At 46.5% G+C, this 12,280-nt stretch carries 9 protein-coding genes; 6 read left to right on the top strand and 3 right to left on the bottom strand.

Annotation, left to right across the window (positions count from 1 at the left end; translation table 11 throughout):
* Positions 1 to 353: 353 nt before the first annotated feature.
* The gene (locus tag DR864_RS14160) at positions 354 to 1,550 is read right to left on the bottom strand and encodes a molybdopterin molybdotransferase MoeA (RefSeq protein WP_114067592.1); all 1,197 of its coding nucleotides are present in this window, start codon (positions 1,548 to 1,550) and stop codon (positions 354 to 356) included.
* Positions 1,551 to 1,554: 4 nt separating this feature from the next.
* Complete coding sequence (locus DR864_RS14155; RefSeq protein ID WP_114067591.1) at positions 1,555 to 2,676, bottom strand: XdhC family protein; 1,122 nt, start codon at positions 2,674 to 2,676, stop codon at positions 1,555 to 1,557.
* Between the two features lie 130 nt (positions 2,677 to 2,806).
* Between DR864_RS14155 and DR864_RS14150 the strand changes: the two genes are divergently transcribed.
* The 5 genes from DR864_RS14150 (at position 2,807) to DR864_RS14130 (ending at position 10,889) form a co-directional block, all read left to right on the top strand.
* A complete protein-coding gene (locus DR864_RS14150) occupies positions 2,807 to 3,394 on the top strand; it encodes an LOG family protein (protein ID WP_114067590.1) in 588 nt (195 codons plus the stop codon).
* Positions 3,395 to 3,517: 123 nt separating this feature from the next.
* Positions 3,518 to 4,978, top strand: coding sequence for a UDP-N-acetylmuramoyl-L-alanyl-D-glutamate--2,6-diaminopimelate ligase (locus DR864_RS14145; protein WP_114067589.1), 1,461 nt, complete (start codon positions 3,518 to 3,520; stop codon positions 4,976 to 4,978).
* Between the two features lie 341 nt (positions 4,979 to 5,319).
* Positions 5,320 to 8,247 (top strand): FAD-binding and (Fe-S)-binding domain-containing protein, encoded by a 2,928-nt coding sequence (locus DR864_RS14140; protein WP_114067588.1) that lies wholly within the window; start codon positions 5,320 to 5,322, stop codon positions 8,245 to 8,247.
* A gap of 292 nt (positions 8,248 to 8,539) precedes the next feature.
* Entirely contained in the window at positions 8,540 to 9,439 is a 900-nt protein-coding gene (locus DR864_RS14135) for a 1,4-dihydroxy-2-naphthoate polyprenyltransferase (protein WP_205319252.1), read from the top strand.
* Between the two features lie 109 nt (positions 9,440 to 9,548).
* On the top strand, positions 9,549 to 10,889 hold the full coding sequence (locus DR864_RS14130) for a tetratricopeptide repeat protein (protein WP_114067587.1): 1,341 nt from the start codon (positions 9,549 to 9,551) through the stop codon (positions 10,887 to 10,889).
* Between the two features lie 88 nt (positions 10,890 to 10,977).
* Here DR864_RS14130 and DR864_RS14125 read toward each other — a convergent pair whose 3' ends face one another.
* Positions 10,978 to 11,748 carry an AMP nucleosidase gene (locus DR864_RS14125; RefSeq protein ID WP_114067586.1) on the bottom strand — a complete coding sequence of 257 codons (771 nt, stop codon included), beginning with the start codon at positions 11,746 to 11,748 and terminating at the stop codon, positions 10,978 to 10,980.
* Between the two features lie 80 nt (positions 11,749 to 11,828).
* Between DR864_RS14125 and DR864_RS14120 the strand changes: the two genes are divergently transcribed.
* The gene (locus DR864_RS14120; protein WP_114067585.1) at positions 11,829 to 12,278 is read left to right on the top strand and encodes a type I restriction enzyme HsdR N-terminal domain-containing protein; all 450 of its coding nucleotides are present in this window, start codon (positions 11,829 to 11,831) and stop codon (positions 12,276 to 12,278) included.
* Positions 12,279 to 12,280: the final 2 nt, after the last annotated feature.

The following is a 12,280-nucleotide window of genomic DNA, read 5'->3' as shown; positions in this document are numbered from 1 at the left end:
CCACATTTCTCAAAACGTTAGGTAAAGTCTGCGAAAATACGAATCTTTCCTGGCTCTCCACAACTCGACTTATTTCGTAGGCCGAGGAGAAATTTGAAAAATATAATCGTTATGTGACATTAAGAAATCGTTAACAAATTTGCTCTTAGCGGGTTACGCTAAGCGCGGGGGCTTGGGGTTCGTTGAATATTTATACGAAAAAAAATTCGAATATTTTTACCCCAAACTTTTCAATCAAGAATCTGATAAATGGAAGAATTGTTTACAATTGTAAACAAAGATTTTTTCCCTTCAAAATTTTCAGCCTACTTTTTTTGAAATAGTTATCAAGCGGTATCTGTTAAAAATCATATTCAATATCTATATCGCCATATTGGAAGTATTTCTCCCTTTTTAAACTCATTTTTTTCTTTTGGAAGCTCCAAAAATCCTTGATTATCAATAAGATTTGCAAAATCTCCAGAGCCGTGACCCGTCAGAGGCCGAGCCATCAGTGTTGCTCCTTCCTGAAATAATTGCACCTGCAGGAAGTAGGTAAGGGGTGAATTATATACGTAATCGTCACTTAGTGCAGCATAGATATTGTCCATTGCTGGAATTCCCAATGACTTGCGCAGCCACGGAATAAAATACCGACGAGCACAGACAAACGAAGAGACAGGGTTACCGGGCAGGGCAAAAACGACATTGTTGTTTTTGCGGCCAAACCAAAACGGTTTGCCAGGCTGTTGGCTGAGTTTATGAAAATATTTTTCGACCCCTTCGGCTTGCAGTGCTTTAGGGATAAAGTCCTTTTTGCCCTGCGACACCCCCCCGCACAAAATCAGCACGTCGTACTGGCTAAGGGCGTTTTGAATGGCCTGTTGGGTGGCCGACAAATCGTCGGGAATATGGACAAAATCAACGTTGATGCGGTAGTCTTTCAACAGGGTAGCTATGCAATGCACGTTTGAACTGCGAATTTGGTGGGGCAGGGGTGTTTGCTCTACTGCGACCAGTTCGTCTCCCGAAGTAATAATGACCACCGAAGGCAACTTTTTGACTGGAACATGGACCGCCCCGACGCTGGCGGCAATCGCGATTTCGGGTGGACCCAAAAGCGTGTGAGGTTGGATAATAGCAGTGCCCGCTCGGCGGTCTTCGCCTTGATAATGCACGTTTTGTCCTTTTCTAACGTCAGCGTTGAGATGAACAATGCCGTCTTTAATGGTAAAATCTTCGTACCGAATCACTAAGTCGGTGTTGATGGGCAACATTGCACCCGTCATTACCTCAATGCAAGCGTTGGAGTCCGAAAGTGTATGCTGTGTTTCGCCAGCGGTTTGGGTGCTTTCAATTAGGAAAGTCCGTTGCCCATTGGCATAACTTTGCCATTGAATAGCAATACCGTCCATCGTGACGCGGTCAAACGGAGGAAAGTCGCGGTCGGCTACGAGCGGCTCTGCCAATACCCGTCGGTGAGCGTCGTTAAAGGGCACATACTCGGTACCGTAGTCGATACTATTTTCTAAAATGATGCGGGTGGCTTCCGTAACGGTAGTTAATTCCATAAAATTAGTCTCTTTCGTGAATGGGGGTTGTGCGTAGGCGCAAAGCCGCGCCAGTACGGTCGGAGAAAACGGCCCGGATTTCGGCGACAATGGACAGGGCAATTTCTTCGGGCGAAATGGCACCTATGTCCAAACCGACGGGGGCGTGGATGCGTTCCATGTCGGTTTCCGAAATCTCAATTCCTTCTTGGGCCAGTTCGTCAAATATCTTTTCAGAACGTACGCGTGGCCCCAGCATTCCGACGTACGCAGCGGCCGTTTTCAGGACTTTGGGTAAATTGTATTTATCGGTTTTGAAGTCATGCGACATCAAAATGATGGCAGTATGCTCATCGATTAAAATCGAATCAAACTCCGCAGGAGTCACAATGGCGTCGGCCACGGAACTGAGCTTCTGCATGATTTTTTGTGGATTGGCCACCACCGTGGCGCGCCAACCGATTTCTTTGACCAGCCGCGCCAACGGCAGCACGTCGTATTGGTGCCCCATGAGTACAAGGTGAACTTCGGGAGGAAGAATTTCAATGAATATTTCCAGTTCTCGTCCGTCGGCAAGGCCAAAGGTAGCGGGGCGTGAGCGGCCTTTTTGGGTGAAATTATGAATCGTTTTTTCAATGTTTTGCTGTAAGTCGCGGTCGCCAAACACACTCAGACTTTCTGGTCCGGTATAGCGAACCATGTTTCCCGCCCGCAAATCATTGTATTCATCTTCCAAACCAATGATAGTCAGTAAAATATGCGTTTGGCGGCGTTCGGTCATGCAGCTTTTCAGAATTTCAACGGGATTGTTGGGATTCCCGATTTCTAAAGGCGTAAGCAATACGTCGATGACGCCATTGCAACCCAATCCCACGCCGATTTGATGTTGGTCGTCTTCGGTGGTATCGTAGGTGACTAAACTTGGCTGAGATTTGGCCATGGCCAGCCGAGCGCGTTTGAGGGCGTCGCCCTCCAAACAGCCACCGCTGATACCGCCTATCCACACCCCATCGTCCATGACTAGCATTCGTGCGCCCGTGCGGCGGTAAGAAGAGCCTTCAACGCGTACCACTGTTGCGATGGCCGCTTTGGTTTTTTCAGGATTTAAGTGATCGTAGGCGTTAATGATTGCTTTCAGCTCTTTCATGCTTTTGTATAAATCTATCTTGTCAGATTCACAACAAAAATAGTTTTTTCGTTCCTTTCAGCAATGACCTCCGTTAGTATTGGTCAAATTCGTTCCCGATATTTGCGCCTAAAAGCATATTCTTCCAAACATGAAATCAATCGTTGTGTATTGTGGTTCCAACGCGGGCAAGCGTCCCGAATATCTCCAATTGGCTACGGAAGTAGGTCTGGCCATGGCCAAACGGGGCATTAATTTAGTGTACGGAGGTGGAAACCTTGGCTTGATGAGAGCCGTGGCCGACGGCACGTTGGCGGGCGGCGCACAGGTAACGGGTATTATTCCTAATTTTTTGGCGGAATTGGAAGTAGCTCACCAAACCCTGACCGAAATTCATTTTGTGGATACCATGCACGAGCGCAAAGCCAAAATGGTGTCGTTGTCGGATGGCGTTATTAATTTGCCGGGCGGCTACGGAACGCTCGACGAAATGTTTGAGATTTTGGCATGGGCGCAGTTGAAAATTTTTCACGGGCCGGTAGGCGTCCTCAATTACAATGGTTTTTACAACAACTTGTTGGCGCACATGGAGGTAATGGTAGAGGAAGGATTCCTTAAACCTGAAAACCGCGATTTACTGATTGTAGCCGACAATATTGAGGATTTGTTGGATAAAATGCAGGCTTTTGTGCGGAAAGACAGTAAGTTAGAGCTGAAAAATATTCAGCGGGAGAAGTGAGAAGACAGTAGTGAGGAGTGACGGAGCTGACCGTGCGGTAAGTTAGTGCGGTTGTTTGCTCAAAACCGACCGAGAGGATTCTTAAATCCTCGTTTTTTTTAAAACCAAAGAATTCAGTTAAACATGTCAAAGACGCTTCAGGAAATATTGGCGGGTGTTCCAGTCATTTCGGTGACTGGAAATACTGGTATCGAACCAACGGGTATTGAGTTTGATTCGCGGCGCGTAGGTGCGGGGTCGTTGTTTGTGGCTCAAAAAGGCACACAGGTAGATGGGCATCAGTTCATTCCGAAAGTGATTGAAATGGGTGCGTCGGCGATTTTGTGTGAAGACTTGCCCGCTGAGTTGACCGACGGGGTCACGTACATTCATGTGGCAGATTCTGCCCGTACGATGGGTCTTTTGGCGGCTAATTTTTACGATAATCCTTCGGCAAAACTCAAATTGGTGGGCGTAACGGGGACCAATGGCAAAACCTCAACTGTGACGCTATTGTTCAAGCTGTTTCGTCAATTGGGCTACCGTGTGGGGTTACTTTCAACGGTACAAAACCAAATTGATGATGACGTTATTCCATCCACGCACACCACTCCCGACTCGGTCAAAATCAATGAATTACTGGCCGAAATGGTACGGCGTGGCTGTACGCATTGTTTTATGGAAGTGAGCTCTCACGCCGTGGCGCAGGAGCGCATTGCCGGGTTGCTTTTTTCGGGCGGTATTTTTACCAACATTACCCACGATCACCTTGATTTTCATAAAACGTTTGATAATTACATCAAAGCTAAAAAGGGCTTCTTTGATCAACTGCCCAAACACGCTTTTGCGCTCGTCAATATCGACGACCGGCGCGGCGGCGTAATGGTGCAAAATACCGCCGCCCGCAAAGAAACCTATTCCCTCCAAACCATCGCAACTTTCAAGGGAAAGCTCCTTGCCGATAGCCTTTTTGGTCTTCAAATGGAAATTGATGGCAAAGAAGTTTGGTTTAAATTGATTGGTAAATTCAACGCTTACAATCTGTTGGGGGTGTACGGTGCGGCGTTGCTGTTGGGAGAGGACGAAGAGCAGGTGCTTATGGCTTTATCGGCGATTACACCTCCGCCTGGCCGTTTTGAGCAAGTCGTCAGCGCGGATGCCATCGTAGGAATTGTGGATTATGCCCACACGCCCGATGCCCTTCAAAATGTATTGGAAACCATCAATGAACTTCGGGAAGGCGACCAGCAGGTGATTACGGTCGTGGGTTGCGGTGGAAATCGGGATGCTACTAAGCGTCCCGAAATGGCGCGTATTGCGGGAGAATTGAGCACCCGCGTGATTCTAACATCCGATAATCCGCGCAACGAAGAGCCCATGGCGATTTTGGCGCAGATGGAAGTAGGAATCTCACCCGTAGATTATAAAAAAATGAAAGTCATCGAAGACCGCCGCGCGGCCATTCGTTATGCCGTGTCGTTGGCGCAGCCGCACGACATCATTCTAGTAGCAGGCAAGGGCCATGAGACTTACCAAGAAATAAAAGGAGTCAAACATCACTTTGACGATAGAGAAGAGTTGAAGGAGGCGTTTGACGTAAGATAATAATAAGAAATTTTGATTCGTTTTGTTGCCGAATTAGCCGAGAAGTAGTGTGCGTATTTTTGCCAAAAAACAGGGGTAATTATCGGTTTTCCGATAATTTATCAGAAATCCTGATAAAAGTGAAAAATTACAAAGCTATTTTTCAAACCTAAAACTATTTCAAAGGCTTCGGCGTTTATGTGTTATATCTATTTTTGTAAAAGCTCCGACTTCTAAAATCGGAGCTTTTGTTTTTTCCATCGCTGATGGCATTTCAATTGCCTGCCTCTAAAATCAAATTAGCATAACAAGAACAGAGGTCGTAAATTTGCGCTTTCGCTGAAGATTTCGAAAGCTCACCAATGACTCACCTACCACTTTCTGAATTAGCTCAACGCCTCAAAGGCGAACTTCATTACGACAATACGATGCGCACGCTTTATGCCACTGATGCATCGGCGTACCGTGAAATGCCGCAGGCCGTGGCTATTCCTCAAGATATCGAAGACCTCAAAACGCTGATTTCCTTTGCGCGCGAACATCACACGTCGCTCATTCCGCGCACTGCGGGAACGTCGCTGGCGGGGCAAGTTGTGGGAAACGGCATCGTGGTCGATGTGTCGCGAACGTTTACCAAAATACTGGAAATCAATCCTGAAGAACGTTGGGTGCGCGTGCAGCCGGGCGTGATTCGGGACGAACTCAACATGGCGCTCAAGCCTTATGGCCTGTATTTTGGTCCCGAAACCTCTACCGCCAACCGCGCCATGATTGGCGGAATGGTGGGCAATAACTCCTGCGGCTCCAATTCAGTAGTTTATGGCTCTACTCGCGAACATTTATTGGAAGTGAAGGCATTACTGGCTGACGGGAGTGAGGTTGTTTTTAACTCTTTGGCTTCTCAAGCGTTGCCCAAAGAAGGACTTGAAGGGGCTATTTATGCTAAAACCTTTGATATTCTCTCGAATCCTGAAAATCAAGCGGAAATCCGAAAGAATTTCCCCAAAAAATCCGTTGAGCGCCGAAATACTGGCTATGCTTTGGATATGCTGTTGGATTGTCAGCCGTTTACGGAAGGCGGCCCAGCGTTTAATATGTGTCGTTTGATTGCAGGTTCGGAAGGAACGCTTTGCTTTTTGACCGAAATAAAACTCAACATTATTCCGCCGCCACCCAAAGCCCAGGGCTTGGTGTGTGCGCATTTTAATACCATCGACGAAGCCTTACGCTCTACCATTACGGCGCTCAAATACAAACCTCAGGCGGTAGAGTTGATTGATAACTATATTCTGGAATGTGCGGCTGAAAATCCCGAACAAAGCAAAAATGCTTTCTTTGTGAAGCGAAAAGCCGACGGTTCATTTCCCATTATTTTAGTGGTGGATGTGTCGCAGAGTACCAAAGAAGAAGTAGAAGCCGTTGCCGCCGAATTGATTGCAGACTTTGAAAACGAAGGCATTGGGTTCCATTATCCATTGCTTCATGCCGATGATACCAAGAAAATCTGGACGCTTCGCAAAGCAGGTTTGGGGCTTTTGGCCAACTTGCCCGGCGACGAAAAAGCCGTTGCGGTTATCGAAGATACGGCCGTAGATGTGTACGACCAACCCGCGTATATTCGTGATTTTAACGAGATTCTGCACAAAAATGGCATGTCGGCGGTGCACTATGCTCACGCGGGTTCGGGCGAAATTCACCTGCGTCCTATCATTAATCTCAAGACCAAAGAGGGCCACGCGCAGTTTCGGATGATTGCGGAGGAGATTGCGACCTTGGTTAAAAAATACGACGGTTCGCTGTCGGGCGAGCACGGCGACGGGCGATTGCGGGGAGAGTTTATTCCGCAGATGGTGGGCCCTAAAAACTACGAGTTGTTTAAAGAAATCAAACATACGTGGGACCCTTACAATATCTTTAACCCCAACAAAATTGTAGAAACGCCGCCGATGGATACGTTTCTACGCTACGAAGCGGGGCAGCAAACGCCCGAGTTTAAGACCTATTTCCGTTATCCCGACCAAAATGTACTACAACACGCCGAGCAGTGTAACGGCTCTGGCGACTGCCGTAAAACACAGCTGAGCGGTGGGACCATGTGCCCGAGCTTTATGGCAACCCGCAACGAGAAAGATACCACGCGAGCCAGAGCGAATGTGCTGCGCGAATTTTTGACACGCTCCGACAAAGCCAACCGCTTTGACCATAAAGAAATCAAAGAGGTCTACGATTTGTGTTTGGCTTGTAAAGGTTGCAAAGGTGAGTGTCCATCCAACGTAGATGTGGCGAAGCTAAAAATGGAGTTTTTACAGCAATATTATGATACCAACGGCGTGCCGATGCGGTCTTGGCTAGTGGGGAATTTCTCCAAAATGACGGGTATCGCGAGCTACGTTCCGTGGGCATACAATTTGATTTTTAAGAATGCGCCGTTGCGTCGTATCGCCAATCAAGTCGTTGGTTTTCATCCTGATCGGACAATGCCGTTGTTGCAGGATACCACCCTGAAGTCTTGGTTCAAGAAACATGTTCGGTCCGCCGATGCGTCGTCTCTGCAACAACAAAACAGGGTATATCTATTCTGTGATGAGTTTACGAATTATAACGACGTTGAAATCGGAAAAAAAGCCATTCAGCTTTTGGAGAAGCTGGGCTATGAAGTCATTATTCCTGACCATGCGCCAAGCGCGCGCCCTCAATTGTCGAAAGGGTTATTGAAAGATGCTAAAAAGATTGCGGAGCAGAATGTGCGTCTGCTTAAGGATTTAATCACCGAACAAACGCCATTGGTGGGTATTGAACCTTCGGCCATTTTGACCTTCCGGGATGAGTATCCTGACTTGGTCAGCGAAGAACTGATGGAAGCGGCAAAGGAATTGGCCAAAAATGCGTTACAGTTTGATGAGTTCATTGCACGTGAGATAGATGCAAAAAGAATAAGCAGTAAGCAATTTACAGCAGACAGTAAAAAGATAAAGCTACACGGGCATTGTCAACAGAAAGCGATTGCTTCGATGGTACCAACGAAAAAGATGCTTTCATTACCCAAAAATTACGAAGTAACCCTTATTCCAAGCGGTTGCTGCGGCATGGCTGGAAGTTTTGGCTACGAAAAAGAGCATTATGATTTGTCCATGAAAATCGGGGAATTGGTTTTATTCCCCACGGTTCGCAATCAACCCGAAGAAGTGATTATTGCCGCGCCTGGAACGAGTTGCCGCCACCAGATTCACGACGGAACAGGGCGAACTGCGTTGCATCCTGTGGAGATTTTGTGGGAAGCGTTGGTATAAAAAACGTCGGCGAGGTTCAAAACCTCGCCGACGTTTGCGGAATAAAAACAAAAAATGGCAAACCGAGAATCTCACCGCTACGACCACCTACCCTTGCTTCGGTCAAGACCTGGGGGATTCAGCAGGAGCTGGTAGTTCCGATTTGCCGCTGCAAAATTAGGAAATTGTAAACAACGCACCAAAAAGTGCAGGGGAATTGTTAATAGTTAATTGTTAAACGTTTGACAATTAAGCGTTTAAAATTGAATAAAAACCCCTAGTTGAGGGAAAAAGACTAAAAAGAGTGCATTAAATGATAAAACCTTGGATTGAAGCGGCACGTTTGCGGACGTTGCCTTTAGCGTTATCGAGTATATTGATGGGCTGCTTTTTGGCGGCAGCGCACGAAAAATTCAGTTGGACCATTGCTGTTTTGGCCGTGGTAACCACGATTTGTTTGCAGGTACTTTCTAATTTTGCCAACGATTACGGTGATACCGTCAACGGAAAAGACACCGAAGCCCGGCAAGGGCCGCAGCGAACGGTGCAATCGGGGGCGATTTCGGTAGATGCCATGCGAAGGGCCATCATCATTTTCTCCGTAATTTCTTTGGTGAGTGGAATCGGACTGTTGTATGAAGCCCTCAAAGATGCTACTTGGCAAACGTTTGCGGCTTTTTTGGGGTTAGGGGTCTTGGCCATTATTGCGGCCATCACCTACACGGCAGGTAAGCGCCCGTACGGATATGCGGGGCTGGGAGATGTGTCGGTACTGATTTTTTTTGGATGGGTAGGGGTGTTGGGCGTTTATTATTTACATACCAAAACGTTCGATTGGACATTGCTTCTGCCAGCGACCAGTTGTGGCTTGTTTGCCGTGGGAGTCCTAAACATCAATAACATCCGTGATATTGAATCAGATACGTTGACAGGTAAGCGCTCGGTACCCGTCAGGCTGGGGCGTGAGCGTGCGATTGTCTACCATTGGTTGTTGTTGGGGGGAGGAATGTTATGCAGTGTTTTGTATATGTTTTTTCATTTCGAGGCCCTTCCTCAATGGCTTTTTTTGTTGAGCTTCCCCTTATTTATTCGTAACGGTTTAGCGGTAAGTCGCTTAAAAAGTCCGCGTGAATTAGACCCTTATTTAAAACAAATGGCGCTCTCTACCCTGTTGTTTGTCGTGCTTTTCGGAGTGGGGTATTGGATTGGTTAGTATGTCTTTTAGTGGAAAATAATTTTGATACCAAGTTGGCAAGACGTTTAAAATTAGGTAGTTTTGACGGCTGAATCCCTGTTCACCTTCTAATTTCACCCCTTTTACGATGAAAAAAAATCCTATTTTGTTATTTGTTTTTTTCCTGTTTCTGGTATTCCCAACTCTTGTAAAAGCTCAAAAAACTGCGGCCGAGTTTTTTGAAGAAGGAGTGACAAAAAGTAAAGCGGGAGATTTTATGGCGGCATTGCAGGCGTTCAATCAGGCCATTTCCATGAGTCCAGAAAATGCCCCCAGCTACTACAACCGTGCCATGGCAAAGGCTAATCTGAAAGACAATCGAGGTGCCATTTTGGATTTTGATCGTTCGATTGAACTTAACCCTAAATATTCAGACGCTTATTTATACCGCGGAATCAGCAAGGCAAAGCAAGATGACTTTCGTTCAGCTATTCAGGATTTTTCAAGGTCTATTGAATTAAATCCTGATGACTCTCAGGGATATTATCAGCGGGGAATCAACCGGTCTCGTCTTGAAAATTACCGGGGCGCTTTGCAAGATTTAAACCGTACGGTGGAATTGGAACCCAACAACGCGGGGGCTTTGTACGCAAGAGGAAACGTAAAATTGAAACTTGAAGATTTTACCAGCGCATTAACCGACTTTTCGCGGGTGATTGACCTTACGCCAAAGAGCCCGTCGGCTTTTGCAGGCCGTGGATACGCTCGGATTAAACTGAATGATTTTAATGGTTCAGTGGCGGATTATTCAAAGGCAATTGAGTTGAAACCAGATGAGGCTGAGTCGTTTTATAACCGAGGGTTTTCGCGGAGCAAATTAGAAAAATACGAAGAAGCCATTGCCGATTTTGACCAGGCTATCACGCTCGACCCTCAAAATTATCGGGCCTATTATGGCCGTGGATTTTGTAAAAGTAAGTTAGGAAACCAACGCGATGCCATCAGTGATTTAAACAAAGCGGTTGATCTTAATAATACACCGACGGATTCGAAAGTAGTGTATGCTGGACGAATTTCGCGCGCTATTTTGGATGAATTGAGAGGCGTGGTGCAAGAGCGCAACAAAATCAATGAATTGTCGACAGAACGTTCGGAAGCGCTTTTTGCGAGAGCTGTAGGTAAAAATAAACAAGGAGACGGCAAGGGCGCCATCGTTGATTTAAACCGAGCCATTGAATTAAATCCTACTTACTACGAAGCGTATTTTACGCGGGGAATGGTAAAATCGGCTATGGGCGACCAACGCGGTGCCGTTTTGGATTGCTCAAGTGCTTTGAAACTTAATCCCAAATATGCCGAAGCGTATTATGTACGCGGCCTAATCAAGCATAGCCTTGGCGATGAAAACAGCGGTTGCATGGACCTCTCGAAAGCGGGCGAATTGGGCTACACGCAAGCGTATAAAGTAATCAGCGATTATTGTAATTAATAGCAAAACCTCATAGGTTTAGATAGTAAAAAGCGCAATCGGAGTCCCTGGTTGCGCTTTTTACTATGAATGGACTGGGATGACTTTCTTACTCAAATCGTAAGTGTTTCACTGATTCGCCCGAGTTGGCCAATTCAATGAGAGAGTCAATGCCGATTTGCAGATGGCGTTCCACAAATGTCGAGGTTACTTTTTTGTCGCTTTCTTCGGTTTTAACCCCTTCTGGAACCAACGGGTTATCAGAAACCAGCAACAATGCTCCATGTGGTATCTGATTCACAAAACCGACCGTAAAGATGGTGGCGGTTTCCATATCAATGGCCATGGTACGGATTTCGCGCAGATAATCTTTAAACACTTCGTCGTGTTCCCAAATGCGGCGGTTAGTGGTGTACACTGTGCCCGTCCAATAGTCTAGTTCGTGCTGTTTTATCACCGAGGAGACGGCACGTTGTAAGCGGAACGAAGGCAGCGCAGGGATTTCAGGACGCATGTAATCATTGCTGGTTCCTTCGCCGCGAATGGCCGCAATGGGGAGTACTAAATCACCGATTTGCGTCTTTTTTAGGCCGCCACATTTTCCTAAAAATAATACGGCTTTGGGCGAAACCGCCGACAGCAAATCCATGACCGTGGCGGCCATGGCGCTACCCATTCCGAAATTGATGATGGTGATATTGTTGGCCGTGGAGGTTTGCATAGCGCGACCCTGACCCTGTATTTCTACGTTGTATTTGTCGGCAAACATCTGTACGTAGTTGATAAAATTGGTCAACAGGATGTATTCTCCGAACGATTCAAGCGAAGTGCCTGTGTAGCGGGGTAGCCAATTTTCTACGATTTCTTCTTTGGTTTTCATTAGTTTTGTTGTTGATTTCTGGGAGGAATAGGTTAAAAAAAAGATTTGTAAGAATCAATGTCCTACAAATCCCGCAAAAGATGGTACAATTAAATTTGCCCGCCTTTGAGTACAAAGTTACAAAAATCGGCGAAAAACCCTACATTTTCGACATCATACGGCGCAAATACGTGGTGATTACGCCCGAAGAATGGGTGCGCCAACACGTATTGCATTGGCTCATGGGCGAGCATCGTTTTCCGAAGGCCCTCATTCGGACCGAAAGCGGCTTAACCTACCACCAATTGGCCAAACGCACCGATATTTTAATCTATGACCGCGAAGGGATTCCCTTTTTATTGGTGGAATGCAAAGCCCCGCACATCTCGCTCAACGACGTGGTTTTCGAACAGGCGATTCGCTACAATTCCATTTTGAAAGCCCGCTACGTATTGATAAGCAACGGAATGGATTACTTTGTTTTTGAAGTAAAAGACGGGCAGGCTTTTTTGTTGGATACCATTCCTTCCTATGCAGGGGGCACCGAATAACC

The sequence above is a fragment of the Runella rosea genome (assembly GCF_003325355.1).
In the GTDB taxonomy this organism is placed as follows: domain Bacteria; phylum Bacteroidota; class Bacteroidia; order Cytophagales; family Spirosomataceae; genus Runella; species Runella rosea.
Note: the sequence above shows the minus strand (reverse complement) of the source record. Positions and strands in the feature narration are given on the sequence as shown.

Excerpts from the sequence above, each read along its gene's own strand:
- DR864_RS14150 (WP_114067590.1), top strand. The coding sequence starts at position 2,807 with ATGAAATCAATCGTTGTGTATTGTGGTTCCAACGCGGGCAAGCGTCCC.
- DR864_RS14125 (WP_114067586.1), bottom strand. The coding sequence starts at position 11,748 with ATGAAAACCAAAGAAGAAATCGTAGAAAATTGGCTACCCCGCTACACA.
- DR864_RS14160 (WP_114067592.1), bottom strand. The coding sequence starts at position 1,550 with ATGGAATTAACTACCGTTACGGAAGCCACCCGCATCATTTTAGAAAAT.
- DR864_RS14140 (WP_114067588.1), top strand. The coding sequence starts at position 5,320 with ATGACTCACCTACCACTTTCTGAATTAGCTCAACGCCTCAAAGGCGAA.
- DR864_RS14135 (WP_205319252.1), top strand. The coding sequence starts at position 8,540 with ATGATAAAACCTTGGATTGAAGCGGCACGTTTGCGGACGTTGCCTTTA.
- DR864_RS14120 (WP_114067585.1), top strand. The coding sequence starts at position 11,829 with ATGGTACAATTAAATTTGCCCGCCTTTGAGTACAAAGTTACAAAAATC.
- DR864_RS14145 (WP_114067589.1), top strand. The coding sequence starts at position 3,518 with ATGTCAAAGACGCTTCAGGAAATATTGGCGGGTGTTCCAGTCATTTCG.
- DR864_RS14130 (WP_114067587.1), top strand. The coding sequence starts at position 9,549 with ATGAAAAAAAATCCTATTTTGTTATTTGTTTTTTTCCTGTTTCTGGTA.
- DR864_RS14155 (WP_114067591.1), bottom strand. The coding sequence starts at position 2,676 with ATGAAAGAGCTGAAAGCAATCATTAACGCCTACGATCACTTAAATCCT.